The sequence below is a fragment of the Vibrio ichthyoenteri ATCC 700023 genome, assembly GCF_000222605.1.
Classification (GTDB): domain Bacteria; phylum Pseudomonadota; class Gammaproteobacteria; order Enterobacterales; family Vibrionaceae; genus Vibrio; species Vibrio ichthyoenteri.
Genome location: NZ_AFWF01000033.1, coordinates 1 through 19,156, shown reverse-complemented (window position 1 = coordinate 19,156; position 19,156 = coordinate 1). Strand labels below are relative to the sequence as shown.

Sequence of the window (19,156 nt, the reverse complement as noted above, 5' to 3'; positions counted from 1 at the left end):
GTTTTACAGGTCGCTCTGAGCTGGATACGGCATTTAACAAAGTGGGCCTAACGCCGAAAGTGGTCTTTACGGCAACGGATGCAGACGTAATTAAGACTTATGTTCGTATGGGCATGGGGGTTGGTGTTATTGCCAGTATGGCGATTGATAAAGAACAAGATCATGATTTGGTGGCGATTGATGCCAGTCATATCTTCAGTGCCAGCACCACCAGTATCGGCTTCCGTCGTGGTACGTTCTTACGCTCTTACATGTTTGATTTCATGGTACGTTTCGCCCCTCATTTGACGCGTCCAGTTGTTGAACAGGCGTTATCGCTTAAGTCGAGCGCTGAAATTGAAGAGATGTTTAAAGATATTGAATTACCGGTGCGTTAATTCACTACAAAATCGAATCACTTCCCTCTAAACTTAGCGCCTCGCAACGTGGCTCATTAGAGGGAAGCATGCAGGCTCTATTTCACTCCATCGATACATACCTTCTTCAGCATCAAGATTTTTGGCGCTTTGAGCCATTTTTTGTCTCACAACATTCCACTTTACCTTGGCAGCAAAGTCATCCCGCTTTGTGTCAATGGTTACAAGATCTCAGTGACGACCAGGTTGAACACTATAAACAAGATCAAAATGCTCTGGTTGATGCTGTTGCGCCCTTTTTTCCATCAATGCGAGAGCTTCTCGCGCAATTAGCTATGCCCTCGGTAACGTTAAGCGGGCTTAATCTTGCCCGTGGCGTCGACAGTGGTGTTCCAGGGCGAAAACTCTCGCAAATTACCGCCATGGGTGAAGCGGCATTGCAAAACCACCAAGGAGAGGAATGGCTTGAGTGGTGCTCTGGCAAGGGTTTTTTAGGGCGTATCTTAGCGAGTCAAAGCCGACAAAAAGTCACGAGTTTAGAATACCAAGCACCGCTGTGTCAGTCTGGCCAACTAGAGGCAGACAAACAGCAGTTACCGATGACCTTTGTGCAGGGCGACGCATTGAGCGATGAGGTGGAGCAAATTTTTAATGCCAGCCAGCATGCTGTAGCGTTGCACGCGTGTGGCGATTTACACGTTTCCTTACTCGAAAAGGGGGTTGATCATCAATTGCCAGCCATGACGATTTCACCGTGTTGCTATCATCTTATTGCTGGGCAGCAATACCGTCCACTTTCGTCACTCGCGATTGATTCAACGCTGAAGTTAAGCCAGTCAGAACTGCGTATACCATTGCAAGAACTCGTGACAGGGGGCGAGCGGGTTAAACGTCATCGTTGGTTAGAAATGAGCTATCGACTTGGCCTAGATATTTTGTTGAGACAAGAACTGGGCCTTGATCATTATCTACCGGTGCCAAGTATTAAAAAGTCGCAATTGGCGGATGGTTTCAGTGCCTTTTGCCAATGGGCAGCGCAGCACAAAGGGTTGACGTTACCGCCATGTGATTTTGATGCCTATTGGCAGCAAGGTTCACAGCGATATTGGCAAATGGAGAAATTGAGCTTAATTCAACAACTGTTTAAGCGCGCTCTAGAACTCTGGCTGGTGTTGGATAAAGCCCTCTACTTGGAGCAAAACGGTTATCACGTTCAAGTGCGAGAGTTTTGTCGCCGTGACATAACCCCTCGTAATTTGCTTATTCAGGCTCAAAAGTCTGGCACTGTTTGATAAGCTCAATCGCCCACGACCAAACAAACACTCAAAAAGTTCGCCAAGGAGAGAACAATATAAACATTTAGCTCTCCTTTTGTTGTTTGAATGTTAAAACTTGCTTCCAATTTGTTTTACTAATTGGTAATAATTAACCATGCGCACAAGAAGTGTGCAGATATAACAAAAATATTAGCCAACACGATTGGCACACAACATTCAAACCATTGCTTAAATCAAGGAGTTAAGATGAAAGCAGGCAAAGTCATCGCAACCGCCGTTCTTGCGAGTGCGGCATTACTCTCTTCTCACAGCATCATGGCCAAAACTGCCACGGTCGCGGTTTCACAAATCGTAGAGCATCCTGCGTTGGATGCGACTCGCGAGGGTCTGATTGATGGCCTTAAAGCGCGCGGTTATGAGCAAGGCAAAAACCTCGAATTTGACTATAAAACGGCGCAAGGTAATCCAGCGATTGCGGTGCAAATTGCACGTCAGTTTGTCGGTGAACGACCGGATGTGTTAGTCGGCATTGCAACGCCAACCGCACAAGCTTTGGTTGCCGCTACACGTGATATTCCAGTGGTCTTTACTGCCGTTACCGATCCAGTGGGTGCTAAGTTGGTGAATCAACTTGATCAACCTGGAAAAAATGTCACCGGCCTGTCGGACCTGTCACCGGTGGCTCAACATGTCGAATTGATTAAAGAATTACTGCCGGATGTTAAGACGATTGGTGTGGTGTACAACCCAGGTGAAGCAAACGCGGTCGCCTTGGTGAATCTATTAAAAGAAAGCGCTCAACAACACGGTATTGAAATTGTGGAAGCGACCGCATTGAAGAGTGCTGATGTGCAGTCAGCAACGCAAGTGATTGCTGCCAAATCAGATGTTATTTATGCCGCGACTGACAATACCGTAGCCAGTGCTTTTGAAGGCATGATTGTCGCTGCAAACCAATCGAAAACGCCGGTTTTAGGTGGCGCTACGTCTTATGTTGAGAAAGGTGCCATTGCTGCACTTGGCTTTGATTACTATCAAGTTGGTGTGCAAACCGCCGCTTACGTTGCGGATATTCTAGAAGGCAAAGCGCCGGGGACTTTAGATGTCAAAGTGGCGAAAGGTTCAGATTTAGTGGTTAACGCTAAAGTCGCTAAAGCACTAGGTATTGAAATTCCACAGTCTGTTTTAGATCGCGCTACGAGCGTTAAGTAAAGCATCGTAATGATAGGGCAATGGTCTCATTGCCCATTTTACCAATCTACATGCTTGGATATCGAACATAGTAGCGTGGTATTAAGCAGAGAAGGGAGTTCGTATGTCTGCTTTTGCATTTTTCGGTGCGCTCGAAATTGGCCTTGTTTATGGCTTGGTGGCGCTAGGCGTTTACCTGACTTTTCGCGTACTTGATTTTCCAGATTTGAGTGTTGATGGCAGCTTTCCAATGGGAGCCGCGGTTGCGGCGACGGCGATTGTAGCCGGAATGAACCCTTGGATTGCGACGGCGATGGCGGTTGTTGCCGGCGCTATGACTGGCTGGGTAACGGCTTTTTTAGCGGTTCGCTGTGGCATTTTGCACTTATTAGCCTCCATCTTGACTATGATCGCAGCTTTTTCGATCAATATTCGCATCATGGGTGGGCCTAATACCCCACTGCTCGGCCAAGAAACCATTCTAACCCCATTTGAAGCATTAGCCGATCCGGTGTACGTTCGTCCTTTAGTAGTGGGCGTCTTAGTGCTGATTTCAGCTTGGTTTGTGGTGCGCTTGCTCAATAGTGATTTTGGCCTTGGTCTACGCGCGACCGGTGTCAATGCTCGCATGGTTTCAGCTCAAGGCGGGAACACCTCTTTTTACACCTATTTTGGTTTAGCCTTATCGAATGGTTTTGTCGGCTTTGCAGGCGCGCTGTTTGCTCAAACCAATAGCTTCGCTGATGTGACATCTGGCGTGGGAACAATAGTGGTTGGCTTGGCAGCGGTTATTCTGGGACAGACCTTGATTCCAGGCCGTAAAATTTGGATTGCGGTGGTGGCGGTGATTGTCGGTTCGGTTCTTTATAGGCTGGCGGTTGCGTTTGCTCTGAGTTCAGGAATGTTTGGTTTGCAAGCCTCAGATCTGAACCTTGTCACTGCGGTATTAGTCGCGCTGGCGCTGATTGCTCCGAAAATCAGGAGTAATATGCGAGCAAAAAAGCGTAGCTCGTCCGCCGTGGCGAAGACAGAAACCAAAGGATCAGGAGAAGCGGTATGATTCGTCTCGAAGATATTCAGGTCACTTTTAATCCCGGAACGGTGCTAGAAAACCGAGCACTAAAAGGCATTAATTTAGAAGTGCCAGAGCATCAGTTCTTAACGGTAATTGGTTCAAATGGTGCAGGTAAGTCGACGTTGCTTGGTGCTGTGACTGGAGAAACACCGATTGTCGGTGGAAGAGTACTGATTGATGAGTCTGACGTGACTCGACAAACCGTTGCACAGCGTGCTAGTCAATGTGCGCGTGTATTCCAAGATCCGCTCGCTGGTACCTGTGGTGATTTAACGATTGAAGAGAATATGGCCTTGGCTTATATGCGCGGGAAAAACCGCGGATGGAGTCATTCACTTTCAACCAATCGCCGTAAATTGTTCCAAGAAAGAATCAGTATTTTAGGTCTTGGCTTGGAAGATCGTCTTGGCGACAATATTGGTTTGCTTTCCGGAGGTCAGCGCCAAGCCGTTAGCTTGGTGATGGCGACCCTATCAGACAGCAAACTGTTGCTGCTTGATGAGCATACCGCCGCACTCGATCCGCGTATGGCGGCTTTTGTGCTTGATTTAACTCGTCGCATTATCGGTGAATTTAATCTTACCGTGATGATGGTGACGCATTCGATGAAAGATGCATTAGCTTGTGGCGATCGCACCGTCATGTTGCATCAGGGCGAGATTGTCCTCGATGTTGCCGGAGAAGAGCGTGCCAATATGGCCGTACCGGATTTACTCGAAATGTTCTCCAAAGTACGTGGTGAAGAACTGGCAGATGATAGTTTGCTGCTAAGTTAGCTATATAGAGCGAACTCAGTCACAACCATTTGATTAAATCGCTGGATGACCGATCAAAAAACCCATCATGGCGGGCGCTCTGATGGGTTTTCGTTATATAGCTCTCAGTTAACTCGCATCGCTTATGCGTGCAAACTATCGCGGTAATGTTTGATTCGTTCAACAATCGGTTCCGCTTTGTTGAAGGTACGAATTTCTCGGAACAAATCTGCTGCTTCAGGATATTGATTGCGTAAGTAAGCGAACCATTGCTTGATGCGATTTGGATAATACAAACCTTTATCGCCCTTCATCTCGTATTGAGAGTAAACCAGCATCAACGCCACTACTTCAGACCAAGGCATGATGGCCGCGTTATGTTTAACCACGTTACCTAGGTTTGGCACGTTGAATGCACCACGGCACACCATCAGGGAATCGACACCGGTGGTTTCAATACATGCTTGGCCGGCTTGGTAGTCCCAAATTTCACCATTGGCAATCAGTGGAATAGAACTGCGTTGACGAATTTGGTTGATGTAATCCCATTTGATTTCACTGGCTTTGTAACCACCCGACTTGGTGCGTGCATGCACCGTCAGTTCATTGGCTCCGGCAGATTCAATCGCACTAACAATCTCAAAGCAGTCGTTAGGGTTTTCCCAACCTAAGCGGATCTTTGCTGTGACCGGAATAGAACTATCTACGGCGTCACGACAGGCTTTAACTACGCTATGAATCAGTTCAGGGTGCTGTAATAAGGCTGCGCCCCCTTTACTTTTGTTGACCAGTTTGGCCGGACAACCAAAGTTAAGATCAATACCACGAGCGCCAAGTTCGGCAGCTACCACGGCATTTTCTGCCATCCAATGTGGATCTTGCCCAAGTAATTGAATGTGGACCGGCACGCCCGATTTGGTTTGCGAGCCTTGGTCTAATTCAGGACAAAGGCGCTTAAAGACGTGTTCGGGTAAGCGCTGATCGACCACGCGGACAAACTCAGTGACACACAGATCGTAGTCATTGATGTCTGTTAAAATCTCACGCATTAGGTGATCTAAAACGCCCTCCATAGGGCCCAAAACAACTCGCATAAAAAACGCCTCCAGTTAGGGAGGCGTGATTTTAGAGCTTCACTTAGTAAATGTCACTAAAGGAAGGCCGTTCAGTGGTTTGTTTCAGTTTACCGGTGAGCGGTTCGTAATAGAGAATGGGTAACTTCTCATCCTTCGTATAACTGGGCGTGTAGTAGTAATAACACTGATTCGAGCCTGTATACCAGCTGACAATATCCGTGGAGGAGGGTAATACAGCGCCAGAATCTTCATGCTGGGCTCTTATGGTTAAATCGTTATTTGTTAGGGCGTGCCACAAGCTGACGCAGTCCTCACCTCGAATCGCATTTGAAGTAGCGCTTCCTGGCTGGATAGGAGCATAGCCAACGGAGATAGGGAAGCCTGTGGATGAAGGGTAGATATCGCCTTCACCATAGTCGACAGCACTACTTGTTTCGCCTTCGGTTAACCATTTTGAGTGGTAAAGTTGTACCGCATTTTCAAAACTAGCAAACGCAGTATCTGCTCGAGCTATATGCGCATCTCTTTGATAGCTGCTAAAGCGAGGAAATGCGACCACCGTAAGGATTGCAAGGATCACGATGACCACCACCAGCTCTATGAGCGTAAAGCCGGATTGATTATTCTTATTCATAGTATTTTCGCAGCAAATATAAATGTAAATATTTGTTTCAGCCGAATAATGCGCCAATTTAAAACAAAATAAAAGTCAAAGTTGTGTGAGATTTATTCGATTCAGCTGAGGTTCATCTTGTTTTGCTAGACTTGCTAATCAGTGACCGAAGAGCGGCGGCAGGGTATAATCACCAACCAAGATTTTTAAAATGAATAATGTAATGAAATATCAACTAGCTTCGTTAACCCAAACTACCCACCAAGAATCACCGATGTTTGTTGAGGGCGTTGTGCTCGCCGCCAACATGGCGACCAAAGCATTGCAACCTGAAACTTGGTTAGAGGATGTGTTTGGTGACAGCAGTGACGAGCTTAATCAGGTGATAGTCGGTCAGATCAATCATCAATACAGTTTTTTGAAATGTAACGAATATTCATTACTTGATTTGAGCCAAGGTGAAACACAGCAAGCACAATTGGCTGAGTTTGCTCAAGGTTTTATGACGCTGTGGCCAACCATTGAAACTCAATGGCTAGAGACCAATATTAGTGATGGTACGATGCGTATGCTGCAAGCTCTACTCACCACCTTTATGTTGGCGATTGACCAAGAGCAAACTCAAGCCCAGATGAAACAAGCTGGTATTGATACGCCACCGGCGTTGGCCGACTTCATCGACCAACTGGATTTGATGATCAATGAAGTGGCTTTAGCAGCAGATGAAGCTTTAGTTGGCGCTAAAGGCCAAAGTGTCAATCCATACAAACAGATTGGCCGTAATGACCCATGTAGTTGTGACAGCGGCAAAAAATTTAAGCAGTGTTGTGGCAAATAAGCACAACGAAACTGACTTTCGTCGGTCATAACTTGCTAGATGACACGCTATAACCGTCAGGTGAACCAATTTCAGGAATGAAACAATGAAAAAAACATTACTACTGCTTTTGACCAGCTTCTCTGTTTGGGCTACGCCACAACAAGAACTCAGTGACCGTTTACAAAAGACCGAAGGATTCAGTGCGGATTTTGCACAGCAGGTGGTTAGCCCTGAAGGTGAAGTGGTGATGGAAGGTCAAGGAGACGTTGAAATTGCTCGTCCGAGTCTATTCCGTTGGACCACCACACTGCCCGATGAAAACGTTTTAGTTTCTGATGGCAAAACCTTGTGGTATTACAGCCCATTTATTGAACAGGTGAGTATTTATTGGCAAGAGCAAGCAACGGAACAAACCCCTTTTGTTCTATTGACTCGCAATCGCGCCAGTGACTGGGATAATTATCATGTCAGCCAGCAAGGTGACATTTTTACGTTGACGCCAACGGCATTGGATAGCAATCAAGGTCAGTTTAAATTGGAAATTGATACTAAAGGTGCCGTGAAAGGTTTCCGCGTGATAGAGCAAGATGGGCAAACGAGTAATTTTAGCTTTACTAATATTGACCTAAATAAGCCTAACGCAGATCGTTTTACCTTTGCTATTCCGCAAGGTGTTGAGGTTGACGACCAAAGGAATTAATCGTTGAGTAACTACTTATTTGATTTCTCAGGGGACGAAGATTTTCGTCCCCTTGCTGCAAGAATGCGCCCAGAAACGTTGGATCAGTATATTGGTCAACAACATATTTTGGGTGTCGGCAAGCCCCTGCGTCGAGCGTTAGAAGCGGGCCATATTCATTCGATGATTTTGTGGGGACCTCCGGGGACCGGTAAGACAACGTTGGCTGAAGTCGCCGCAAATTACGCCAATGCGGAAGTTGAGCGAGTCTCGGCAGTGACTTCGGGGGTTAAAGAGATTCGTGCCGCTATCGAGCGAGCGCGCGAGAATAAGCTTGCAGGCCGCCGCACCATTTTGTTCGTCGATGAGGTGCATCGCTTTAATAAATCTCAGCAAGATGCCTTTCTGCCACATATCGAAGATGGCACGGTGACGTTTATTGGCGCGACCACAGAAAATCCATCCTTCGAGCTCAATAACGCACTATTATCGCGGGCACGTGTATACAAACTCACCTCATTAGCGACAGCAGATATTCAATTGGCATTGCAACAAGCCATTGATGATAAAGAGCGTGGCTTAGGTGATGTGGCTGCGACGTTTGTGGATAATGTCCTCGACCGTTTAGCAGAACTGGTCAATGGTGATGCGCGTATGTCGCTCAACTACCTTGAACTGCTCTACGATATGGCGGAAGAAGACGAGCAAGGTGTAAAACAGATAACGTTGCCATTACTGGCCGAAGTTGCGGGTGAAAAAGTCTCTCGTTTCGACAACAAAGGCGATATTTGGTACGACCTTATTTCAGCGGTACACAAGTCTATTCGTGGCTCAAACCCTGATGCGGCTTTGTATTGGGCTGCGCGCATGATGGCAGCAGGTTGTGATCCTTTGTATATCGTTCGTCGATTGCTCGCCATTGCTTCTGAAGACGTCGGCAATGCCGATCCACGAGCGATGCAAATTGCTATTTCAGCGTGGGATTGCTTTACTCGTGTTGGCCCTGCCGAAGGCGAGCGTGCTATTGCTCAAGCGATTGTCTATTTGGCTTGTGCGCCAAAAAGTAATGCGGTTTATACGGCTTGGAAACAAGCTCTCACCGATGCGCATAATTTGCCTGAGTATGAAGTTCCCCATCATTTACGCAATGCACCAACCAATTTAATGAAAGATTTAGGTTATGGCGCCGAGTATCGTTACGCCCATGATGAGCCGGGAGCCTATGCCGCGGGCGAGCAATATTTGCCACCGGAAATGTTAGGTCGACGTTACTATCAGCCGAGCAATCGCGGTTTAGAAAGCAAAATCGGCGAAAAGTTAGATTACTTGGCTAATTTAGACGCAAATAGCCCACAAAAGCGCTATGAAAAGTAGTCGTTTTTGGATACATTTATTCGGTTAAATTATATAACGCGTGTGTGTGGAACGTACGCGTGTTTTCACAACTCAAAGCATAGGATTAACAATGCTGGATTCTAAATTACTTCGTACAGAGCTGGATGATACAGCTGCTAAACTGGCGCGCCGTGGCTTTAAGCTAGACGTAGAGACAATCCGTACCCTTGAAGAACAACGCAAGTCGATTCAAGTCGAAGTTGAAAATTTACAATCCACGCGTAACTCCATCTCCAAGCAAATTGGCCAAAAAATGGCAGCTGGTGATAAAGAGGGTGCTGAAGAGATTAAAAAGCAAATCGGTACACTAGGTAGCGATTTAGAAGCGAAAAAAGCTGAACTTGACGCTTTAATGGCGCAACTAGACGACATCACGCTTTCTCTACCAAACATCCCTTCTGATGAAGTGCCAGATGGTAAAGATGAAAATGACAACGTTGAGATCTCTCGTTGGGGTGAGCCAAAAGCTTACGACTTCGAACTGAAAGATCACGTTGACCTAGGTGAAATGGCTGATGGTCTAGATTTCGCAAGTGCGGTTAAAATTACTGGCGCTCGCTTTATCGTAATGAAAGGCCAGTTTGCTCGTCTACACCGTGCTATTGCTCAGTTTATGCTTGATCTTCATACTGAAGAGCATGGCTACACTGAGATGTACGTGCCTTACCTAGTAAACTCAGAGAGTTTGTTTGGTACGGGTCAGCTACCAAAGTTTGGTAAAGATCTATTCCATACTGAGCCGCTAACAGAGAAAGTGAACGACGAAGAGCCGCGTAAACTGTCTTTGATCCCAACCGCAGAAGTGCCTGTGACTAACTTAATGCGCGATACGATTTCTGATGAAGCCGATCTGCCGCTTAAGATGACTGCACACACCCCATGTTTCCGTTCAGAAGCGGGTTCTTACGGCCGTGACACTCGTGGTCTTATCCGTATGCACCAATTCGACAAGGTAGAACTGGTTCAAATCACTAAACCAGAAGATTCAATGGCTGCGCTAGAAGAGCTAACGGGTCACGCTGAGAAAGTACTGCAGTTGCTAGAACTTCCTTACCGTAAAGTTGTGCTTTGTACTGGTGATATGGGCTTCGGTTCTCACAAAACTTACGATTTAGAAGTTTGGGTACCAGCACAAGAAACTTACCGTGAAATCTCTTCTTGTTCTAACATGTGGGATTTCCAAGCTCGCCGTATGCAAGCGCGCTTCCGTCGTAAAGGCGAGAAGAAACCTGAATTGGTTCACACGCTAAACGGTTCTGGCCTAGCGGTAGGTCGTACTATGGTTGCTATCCTAGAAAACAACCAAGAAGCTGATGGTCGTATCCGCATCCCAGCAGTACTGCAGAAATACATGAACGGTGCTGAATACATCGGTTAATCACTGATGGTAGATTGATAAACCAGCTCTCGTGGCCGGTTTTTTTGTGCCTGTTATTTAAGGTTTGAGTGAAACAGCATCATGTGATGTAAAATAATTGTCATTTTTATCAATCTGCGAGATAAAACATGGTTGCGATTGCTTGAAGACACTATGCTCAGTGCGTATACGTGAGGGGTAACCCTACTTAATGCAGGCTCAAGCAGTAGGAGAGTGATGTGACCGAATATGAAAAAATGACTCAAGGAGAGTTATTTGATGGTGCCGATGAAAGTCTTAATTGCGTAAGAGAGCAGGCCGCTCATTTTCTGGCAAAATTTAACCAAGCGTCGGATGAGTGTCATCGTGCGCAGCATTTAACGGCATTGCTCAATTCTTTTGGTGAAAATAGCATTATTCGAGCTCCTTTCTCTTGTGAGTTTGGTCAAACAGTATCGATTGGTCACCACACCTTTATTAATATGAATGCCACTATGCTCGACGGAGCACCGATCACCATTGGTGACCATGTTTTGATTGGGCCGAATGCTCAGTTTTATACAGCAAGCCATTCGCTGGATTACCGGAGTCGCCGGAAATGGGAAACCCTGTGTCTGCCGATTGTGGTCGAAGACGATGTGTGGATTGGCGGCAACGTAGTCATAAATCAAGGCGTCACGATTGGTGCTCGCTCGGTGATTGCCGCCAACTCGGTTGTGAATAAGAACGTAGAACCGGATTGTTTGTATGGGGGAACACCCGCCAAATTAATTCGTCGCTTGATTGAAGAGTAATACTTGATAGTAATCAGAGGCTTTCTTAAGCAATGAGAATTGAATTTTTGCTCATCTCGCGTTCGCTTTTGCAAACTGGCATCATCGCCAAAAAATGAAGAATGCCGTCTTCGCATAATAACGAGTAAATCATTTTGAATTCAGAACGCAAAGCTGTCTTAATTTTAGTCTCCGCAACGGTCTTGTCTGCGTTCGGTTGGATCTTCTCCAAAGAAGCAATCCAAGGACTGCCACCTTTTGGTTTTGTTGGGCTAAGGTTTACCCTCGCTTCTTTATGCCTCTTACCGTTTTGTTATAAGGCGTTACGTCGTGCTAGTTGGCATGATGTACGCTCTGCTGCGACGGTAGGCTGCTTGTTGGCTATGGCGTTGATGAGCTGGATTCATGCGATTTCCATCAGTGAAACGCTTGGAGAAGGGGCGTTTATCCTCAGTTTGTCGATGTTGATGGTGCCATTCGTGGCATGGATACTCTTCAAACAAAAACCAAAGCGAATTTTTTGGTTCTCGCTGCCGATTGCTTTTGCCGGTTTAGCTTTTTTGTCACTGAAAGATGGTTGGCAAGGTTCAACCAGTCAGTTTTGGTTTTTACTCAATGCGGTCATGCTGGCGATTTATTTCAATATAAATAGTAAATATTCCCAAACCCTGCCGATCATGTTGTTGACCTGTATTCAGTTGTTTGTCACCGGGATGATTGGCTTGATTGCCAGTGCACTATTTGAAACAGTGCCAGTTTCGATCGAACCGTCGATTTGGGGGTGGTTTGCAGCCAGTACTATTTTGGCGACGGCAATGCGCTATGTGATGCAAACCATGGCACAAAAGCAGATTAACCCAGGTAACGCTGCGCTTATCATGATTTTAGAACCGGTATGGACAGTCTTTCTAAGTGTGATTTGGTACGGAGAAGAGTTGTCCCGCAATAAATTGATTGGTTGTGGATTGATTCTGTTCTCTTTGATTCTCTATCGCACCGATGGCAAGTTGCCGATCCGGCGTAAAAAGATCTAGCTAAGTTTATTTACCATTTCATAAAGGCATCATTATTGATGCCTTTATTGGTTTAGCTTTTTAGTATTGGGTAGGTAAAAACAATCAGGTGTAAAAAATTAAAGGCAAAATGAGCGAGAACGGCAGCCCACAAACGTCCTGAGAGATGAAAGATTAAACCGTAGCCAATCCCTGCCAACGTGGCAAAAAGCATCAGTAATACACCACCCGAAAAATACGCTAGCCCAAATAGGGCGCTTGCAATCATCAGCCCTCCCCAAATGCCAAGCTTATTTGTCAGTTGTTGTTGAATGTAACCTCGAAAAAGAGCTTCTTCTGCGACACAAGTGAAGAGTAAGTTATTAATGGCAAACAGCCACCACCACGTTGGAATTGAAAATTCGAACTTTAGAGCACCTAGCACTACGGCGAGCGGCAGCAAAGAAAATAGCGCCAGCAAAGTGGTAATGATTGCGGGTTTATTAATTGTGCGCGCAGTGCCAAGTAAAGCCGGGTAGGCAAGCAGTAAAGTAAAGAATGCCAAAGGTTTATCAAGGTTTAGATACATTGAAAACGGTTGGCTCTGTGGGCCGGAGATTGCGTTATGAAGCACTTGCAGGTTGTCAAATCCAGGAATTTGGTGAAGAAACAAAGCAATGCTCCAAACCACTAAAAACAATACAGCAAATGGTTTATACCGGCTTGGGTGTTGGCGTATTAGCCAGGCAATGACAAATACCACCGCAATTGTGCCTGCTGTGATAAGGGTGAGGCGGTCATAATAAATCGCTGCTACTAGTGAGCTTACAAGCAGACTAATAGTCGCGATATGATGCCGAGCAAAAGCGGCAATTATTGCTGCAGCTAGCACCAGCCAGAGCCAAATAGATGGGTCGTAAAACATAAATTGATTCGCATTTGTATTTAGGTAAATCATCATGCTTGGGAAGTGTAATATCGACAAGCAGATATCATTATTTGAATGACAAATAGTGAGCTTGCTGCCATAAAAAAACCGGCATGATTGCCGGCTTTTTATACTTGACGAAAGCGCGTTATAAGCTCATCTCACCGCGCAATACTTGTTGCATTTGTTGCTTAACTTGTTCGTAGCTTAAACCTTGGCTGAGTAGGTAATGCAGCTTGGCGAGCGCTGCTTCAGGCGTCATATCAAAACCGCTGATAACACCAGCTTCAGCCAATGCACAACCTGTTGCGTAACCACCCATGTTGACTTTACCCGCTAAACATTGGGTTAGGTTTACTACGATCACACCACGCTCTGACGCGTCTTTTAAATGTGCGAGTAAATCTGGGTTCTGTGGTGCATTACCGACCCCAAAGGTGAGCAAAATCATCGCATTAACGGGCTGCATCAGTGTATTGCGGATTACTTCATGCGAAATACCAGGATACATGGTGATCACGCCAATCGGTTGTGGGGTGATGTCATGAACCTTAAATTCACCCTCAGGCTGCGCATCAACCGTAATATCATTGCTGATTTGAATGTTGATACCCGCTTCAAGCAGTGGTGGCAGGTTTGGTGAGGTGAATGCGTTAAAACCGTCAGCGTGTGATTTAGTGCTGCGGTTACCGCGCATCAACTTATTATTGAAAAATAAGGTCACTTCATTGATAGGGTAGTTGGCCGCAATATGCAGAGCATTAAGCAGATTCGCTTGGCCATCTGAACGCAGCTCAGCCAATGGGATCTGTGAGCCGGTTACAATCACTGGTTTGCCAAGGTTTTCGAGCATGAAAGAGAGAGCTGAGGCGGTATACGCCATCGTATCGGTACCATGCAGGATAACGAAACCATCATACTTATCGTAGTTGGCACGAATATCATCGGCGATTTGTTGCCAGTCAGCTGGCGTCATATCTGATGAGTCGATCAGTGGATCATATTCATGGATGGTAAATTCCGGCATTTCCGGGCGATGAAACTCTGGCATGCTTGCAAGCTGCTTTTCCATAAAGCCTGCAACCGGCACATAGCCGTGGTCATATGACTTCTGCATACCAATGGTGCCGCCAGTATAGGCGATATAAATGTGTTTTCTTACCATTGCTCGAAACCAGTGAAGTGTAGGGGGAACAGAGCCGAGGATTATAACGAAATATTAGCCAATAAAAAGGGGCACTGCCTACAGCGAATGCCCCTTTATGGTTTAACTTGTTGGTAATCTGGTCAATTGAACAGATTATGTACCGTTACTGAACTTGGCAATTCAAACAAAATGCGTATTGACCTTTCGGGTCATTGAAGCTCTGTAGCAAGCTTGCATCTTGGTTCAATTGTTGAGCGACGGGTTGTAATGATGACGGCAATAGTGCAGTGACATCTAGGCCAAGTGATACTTGAACTTGATTCATAAACTCTTGCATAAATTGCTGCGCTGGCGAGAGAGGCTCTTCGACCCAGTAGATGTTGTAGCTATCTAATTTAGCCAGTTCAGCAGCCAGAGCGACGGCGTCATCGAAATCACCCATTTTATCAACTAAACCAAGGCGTAATGCATCTTGACCCGTCCATACTCGCCCTTCGGCAATACCATCCATCTTATCTAAGGCGATGTTGCGACTTTGGCTCACCAAATTGATAAAGCGGCTGTAACCATGCTCGATGCCTAATTGGAATGCGTCTGCAGCTTTGTCAGGAATACCGGTAGTAATACCGATGCCCGAAAATGGTGATGTGCCGACACCATCGGTATAGACGCCAATATTGTTGAGACCTTTTTCAAAAGTCGTAATCACACTGAAGATACCGATAGAACCGGTGAGTGTCGTTGGTTGGGCAACAATACGATCTGCACTGGTTGAAATCCAATAACCGCCAGAGGCTGCGAGGCTCGACATTGAGACAACAACCGGTTTACCCGCTTCTTTGAGTGCTTCAATTTCATTGCGAATCACTTCAGAAGCAAAAGCGCTGCCACCCGGGCTATCAACGCGCAGTACCACCGCCTTTACCTTGTTATCATTACGCGCTTCGCGCAATAAATAAGCGACAGTGTCACCGCCGACAGATCCGCGAGGTTGAACGCCATCCATAATGGCGCCACTCGCGACTACCACGGCTACGTCATCACTGTGAGGGTTGAAGTTGGGTTGTGCAGTCGCCGCGTATTCATAGTAATCAATGTAGTGGTAGCTATCTTCGCCGTCACTGCCAAATACGTCGATCATGTCTTTGCGTACTTGCTGACGCGTGGCTAATTGATCCACTAGGCCGGTTTTTAAAGACAGTGCCGCTAAATCGCCCTTGGCTTCTTTAAGCTGGGCCAGAAAATCATCCATCGTAGGATTCAGTGTTGCGGAATCAATAGAACGGTTGGTGGCGACATCATCCACGTATGCGCCCCACAATTGTCCTAACCACAAAGAGGCAGACTCTTTTGCTTCTTGTGACATGTCATCACGGATAAACGGCTCAATGGCCGATTTGTAAGTACCGACACGGAAAACATGCGTATTGATGTCTAACTTTTCTAGTAGGGTTTTATAGTACATAGAGTAGGCACTATAACCCTTGATCATGACCGCGCCATCTGGTGCTAGGTAAATCTTATCGGCATAGCTGGCTAAGTAATATTGGCTTTGGTTGAAGAAGTCGCCCACCGCATAAATCGGCTTACCCGATGCTTTGAACTCGTTGAGCGATTTTGCGATATAACGTAGTTTGGTTAAGTTTGTTTCTGGCATGTCGCCCAGCGATAGAACGATGCCTGTAATCAAAGGATCATCTTTGGCGCGACGAACGGTGTCAACGATGTCGAACAAAACATTCTCACGTGGTAAGTCATTACCGAACAGAGAGCTACTTAATGAGTCGAGGGGATTGCTGTACTTAGACTGCTCAACGATCGGCCCCGAAAGATTGATGATCAAGGCTGATGGTTGTTGCTGTATTGGCTCTGGTGATTCGGCCCCAGAGTAAATGAAGTAAAGAGTTGCAATCACAACGAGAAAAAGAAGATTAGCGATGGCCAAACGAACAAAGGTGATTAGCTTCCAAATACCTTTAAAAAGTAGGCCTATATACTTAAAGATTGTTTTCATTGTTTCTCCGCTGTGCATGCACAGGTAACCAAAGTGCCCTTTACAAAAACCAAATGGCTTAATGTCGGGAATGCGGAATTTATTCGCGTCAGGCGATGACAAATAGCCGCTAAATTCCTAGTTTATAACTACATCCTACTGAAACTCATAGATGCAAGCCAGATCGATTAAGCAGTTTCAAATATAAATTTAGTCAATCAGTCGTCGGTTGCAGCAGTGATTGATGGTTCCGCAGTGATAACTTGACTGATGTTTCAAAAATGTAAACGCATGTTTGATTTTTGTGTTGCTTATGCATATTGTGGTCAGACCAGCCCAATAAAGAGAGTGTCTGTTATGTATCCGAATTTGCTCAAACCGCTTGATCTTGGTTTTACAGAGTTACGTAATCGCGTCTTGATGGGATCAATGCACACCGGATTGGAAGAAGACAAGCGAGGTCTTGATAAGCTTGCGGCTTTTTATGCCGAACGAGCAAAAGGTGGCGTTGGCCTTATCGTAACAGGCGGGTTCTCTCCAAATTTACGCGGTCGTTTACACCCGTTTAGCGCCGAGTTTAGTAAAGCAAAGCATGCCGAAGCGCATCGTGTGGTGACCGAGGCTGTCCATCAACATGGCGGCAAAATTGCCTTGCAATTACTGCATGCTGGTCGTTATGCCATGCACCCATTCGCGCAAAGTGCTTCTGCTATTAAAGCGCCTATCGCCCGTTTTGCGCCGAGTGAAATGAGTGAAAGACAGATTCTCAACACCATCGATGCTTTTGCCAACAGTGCCAAACTGGCTCAGCAAGCCGGTTACGATGGGGTTGAAGTGATGGGCTCTGAGGGGTACTTGATTAACCAATTTATCTGTCAGCGTACTAACAATCGTTATGATGAGTGGGGGGGCAGTTACCAAAATCGTATGCGTTTTCCGCTCGAAATTGTTAAGGCGATACGTCAGGCAGTTGGCGAGCGCTTTATCATTATTTTCCGTTTATCGATGCTTGATTTGGTTGAGCAAGGCAGCACTTTTGATGAAGTGATTGAGCTGGCAAAGGCACTGGAACAAGCGGGTGTCACTATTATTAATACTGGCATCGGTTGGCACGAAGCGCGTATTCCCACCATTGCAACCCAAGTACCCCGCGGCGCGTTTACCTGGGTGACGGAAAAGGTTCGTCCTCATGTATCGGTGCCTATTGTGACTTGTAATCGAATTAACACTCCTGAAGAAGCCGAACGTATTTTGGCATCCGGCCAAGCGGATATGGTCTCTATGGCAAGACCATTTCTCGCCGATGCTGATTTCGTCATTAAGGCCGAGAAGCAGCAAGCGCATTTGATCAATACTTGCATTGGCTGTAACCAAGCGTGTTTAGACAATGTATTCAAAGGCAAACGCGCCAGTTGTTTGGTGAACCCTTATGCATGCCGTGAAACCGAGCTGGTGGAACAGAGTGCCACTACAACGAAGAGTGTTGCCGTGGTTGGGGCTGGGCCAGCAGGGCTTGCCTGTGCCACAACATTAGCTCGACGAGGCCATCAGGTGGATTTGTTTGAGCGTAGCGACAGGATTGGCGGGCAATTTCGCCTCGCGATGCAAATACCGGGTAAAGAAGAGTTTCGTGAGACGATCCGTTACTTTGCCAATCAAATCGATGAGACGGGCGTGAAATTGCATTTGGAAACCGAAGCCGACTTTGACTTACTTAAAGAATACGACGAAGTGATCATGGCATCCGGTGTGAAACCACGCAATGTGGATATTCAAGGTATCAATAATCCTGACAAAGTTATCGACTACCAAACGCTGATCAAAGAGAAAACCTTTTTAGGCAGTAAAGTTGCGATTGTTGGTGCAGGAGGGATTGGTGTTGATATTGCAACCATGATCACCGAGCCACAAGATAATCAGCTCGATGACTGGTTACACGATTGGGGGATTGATAAAGACATCGCTCACCCCGGAGGCCTCTACCCATTCCCAGACACGTCGAGTGATACTGAAGTGTGGGTATTACAGCGCCGCAAAGGTAGAGTTGGCAAAGGGCCGGGCAAAACCACCGGTTGGATTCACAAGCGGACATTAGAAAAGCGCGGTGTTCATTTGCTGGGCGGCGTTGATTATCAAGCGATTGATGCTCAAGGGCTACACATTGAACTTGATGGACAGGCACAATTGATTGCGGCCGATAAAGTCGTGATATGTGCCGGGCAAGAATCGGTACGACCTTTTGAGGCACAATGGCAGCAGTTTGGTGACCGGTTGCACGTAATTGGCGGTGCAGATCATGCCGGTGAGCTGGATGCGGTTCGCGCTATTCGTCAGGGCGTTGAGCTGGGGTTGAAGCTGTAATCGAATCGGTCGCAATAAAATTAAAATCCCTCGAATGTGAGGGATTTTTGTTTTAGGAATGGGGTTATTTCGCCAGTTCGTAGTTTTCTTGCATTTCTTTTGGCGCAATGCCGTATTCGTAATCGGCTAGATAACCATCTTTGTAAACCTTCATGCCTTTATCATCCCAGCTGACTTTAATGACGGCCGTTTTACCATCTGTGCTACCCAAAAGGTTAAGCATATTGTCATCGATCTTAATCGCTTTGATGGTCGTGATACGTTTGAACGATTGGAATTCCGTCGATGTTGGCAAGTTGCCATAAGTTTCAATCCAGACATCGGTTGGGATGAGCCATTGGTTATAAATATCGCCTACGATAGGCGTA

General features: G+C 46.2%; 17 protein-coding genes and 1 pseudogene. 12 read left to right on the top strand and 6 right to left on the bottom strand.

Going from position 1 to position 19,156, the window contains the following annotated elements; all coding sequences use genetic code 11:
- The 5 genes from RH85_RS03855 to RH85_RS03835 all read left to right on the top strand — a co-directional run.
- Positions 1-377, top strand: a 377-nt coding sequence (locus RH85_RS03855) for a LysR substrate-binding domain-containing protein (protein ID WP_006710887.1), incomplete at its 5' end; no start/stop codon positions are given.
- 68 nt (positions 378-445) lie between these two features.
- Positions 446-1,648 (top strand): methyltransferase, encoded by a 1,203-nt coding sequence (locus RH85_RS03850; protein WP_006710886.1) that lies wholly within the window; start codon positions 446-448, stop codon positions 1,646-1,648.
- A gap of 231 nt (positions 1,649-1,879) precedes the next feature.
- A complete protein-coding gene (locus tag RH85_RS03845) occupies positions 1,880-2,845 on the top strand; it encodes an ABC transporter substrate-binding protein (protein WP_006710885.1) in 966 nt (321 codons plus the stop codon).
- A 103-nt stretch (positions 2,846-2,948) separates the two neighbouring features.
- Positions 2,949-3,884 (top strand): ABC transporter permease, encoded by a 936-nt coding sequence (locus tag RH85_RS03840; protein WP_006710884.1) that lies wholly within the window; start codon positions 2,949-2,951, stop codon positions 3,882-3,884.
- Positions 3,881-4,675, top strand: coding sequence for an ABC transporter ATP-binding protein (locus RH85_RS03835; protein WP_006710883.1), 795 nt, complete (start codon positions 3,881-3,883; stop codon positions 4,673-4,675). The genes RH85_RS03840 and RH85_RS03835 overlap by 4 nt, the downstream gene beginning before the upstream one ends.
- A 122-nt stretch (positions 4,676-4,797) precedes the next feature.
- Here the strand turns inward: RH85_RS03835 and dusC are convergent, their stop codons facing one another.
- The gene (gene dusC / locus RH85_RS03830; protein ID WP_006710882.1) at positions 4,798-5,748 is read right to left on the bottom strand and encodes a tRNA dihydrouridine(16) synthase DusC; all 951 of its coding nucleotides are present in this window, start codon (positions 5,746-5,748) and stop codon (positions 4,798-4,800) included.
- Between the two features lie 43 nt (positions 5,749-5,791).
- Complete coding sequence (locus RH85_RS03825; protein WP_006710881.1) at positions 5,792-6,364, bottom strand: prepilin-type N-terminal cleavage/methylation domain-containing protein; 573 nt, start codon at positions 6,362-6,364, stop codon at positions 5,792-5,794.
- Positions 6,365-6,566: 202 nt separating this feature from the next.
- On the opposite strand from RH85_RS03825, the gene RH85_RS03820 reads away from it, so the two are divergent.
- The 6 genes from RH85_RS03820 (at position 6,567) to RH85_RS03795 (ending at position 12,401) form a co-directional block, all read left to right on the top strand.
- Entirely contained in the window at positions 6,567-7,181 is a 615-nt protein-coding gene (locus RH85_RS03820; protein ID WP_006710880.1) for a YecA family protein, read from the top strand.
- A gap of 85 nt (positions 7,182-7,266) precedes the next feature.
- A complete protein-coding gene (gene lolA, locus RH85_RS22575) occupies positions 7,267-7,863 on the top strand; it encodes an outer membrane lipoprotein periplasmic chaperone LolA (RefSeq protein WP_006710879.1) in 597 nt (198 codons plus the stop codon).
- Between the two features lie 3 nt (positions 7,864-7,866).
- Entirely contained in the window at positions 7,867-9,216 is a 1,350-nt protein-coding gene (locus RH85_RS03810) for a replication-associated recombination protein A (RefSeq protein WP_006710878.1), read from the top strand.
- 91 nt (positions 9,217-9,307) lie between these two features.
- Positions 9,308-10,615 carry a serine--tRNA ligase gene (serS, locus tag RH85_RS03805; RefSeq protein ID WP_006710877.1) on the top strand — a complete coding sequence of 436 codons (1,308 nt, stop codon included), beginning with the start codon at positions 9,308-9,310 and terminating at the stop codon, positions 10,613-10,615.
- A gap of 218 nt (positions 10,616-10,833) precedes the next feature.
- Positions 10,834-11,388, top strand: a complete 555-nt coding sequence (locus RH85_RS03800; protein WP_006710876.1) for a sugar O-acetyltransferase — start codon at positions 10,834-10,836, stop codon at positions 11,386-11,388.
- 134 nt (positions 11,389-11,522) lie between these two features.
- The gene (locus RH85_RS03795; protein WP_006710875.1) at positions 11,523-12,401 is read left to right on the top strand and encodes a DMT family transporter; all 879 of its coding nucleotides are present in this window, start codon (positions 11,523-11,525) and stop codon (positions 12,399-12,401) included.
- A gap of 52 nt (positions 12,402-12,453) precedes the next feature.
- Here RH85_RS03795 and RH85_RS03790 read toward each other — a convergent pair whose 3' ends face one another.
- The 3 genes from RH85_RS03790 to sppA all read right to left on the bottom strand — a co-directional run bounded on the left by RH85_RS03790 (position 12,454) and on the right by sppA (position 16,448).
- The gene (locus RH85_RS03790) at positions 12,454-13,284 is read right to left on the bottom strand and encodes a CPBP family intramembrane glutamic endopeptidase (protein ID WP_006710874.1); all 831 of its coding nucleotides are present in this window, start codon (positions 13,282-13,284) and stop codon (positions 12,454-12,456) included.
- Positions 13,285-13,435: 151 nt separating this feature from the next.
- Positions 13,436-14,452, bottom strand: coding sequence for an asparaginase (gene ansA / locus RH85_RS03785; protein ID WP_006710873.1), 1,017 nt, complete (start codon positions 14,450-14,452; stop codon positions 13,436-13,438).
- A 145-nt stretch (positions 14,453-14,597) separates the two neighbouring features.
- Positions 14,598-16,448, bottom strand: a complete 1,851-nt coding sequence (gene sppA, locus RH85_RS03780; protein ID WP_006710872.1) for a signal peptide peptidase SppA — start codon at positions 16,446-16,448, stop codon at positions 14,598-14,600.
- A 336-nt stretch (positions 16,449-16,784) separates the two neighbouring features.
- Between sppA and RH85_RS03775 the strand changes: the two genes are divergently transcribed.
- Positions 16,785-18,788: an NADPH-dependent 2,4-dienoyl-CoA reductase gene (locus RH85_RS03775; RefSeq protein ID WP_006710871.1), complete on the top strand. Its 2,004-nt coding sequence runs from the start codon at positions 16,785-16,787 to the stop codon at positions 18,786-18,788.
- A 64-nt stretch (positions 18,789-18,852) separates the two neighbouring features.
- Here the strand turns inward: RH85_RS03775 and RH85_RS03770 are convergent.
- Positions 18,853-19,156, bottom strand: a pseudogene (locus RH85_RS03770) (hypothetical protein); the annotation flags it as partial.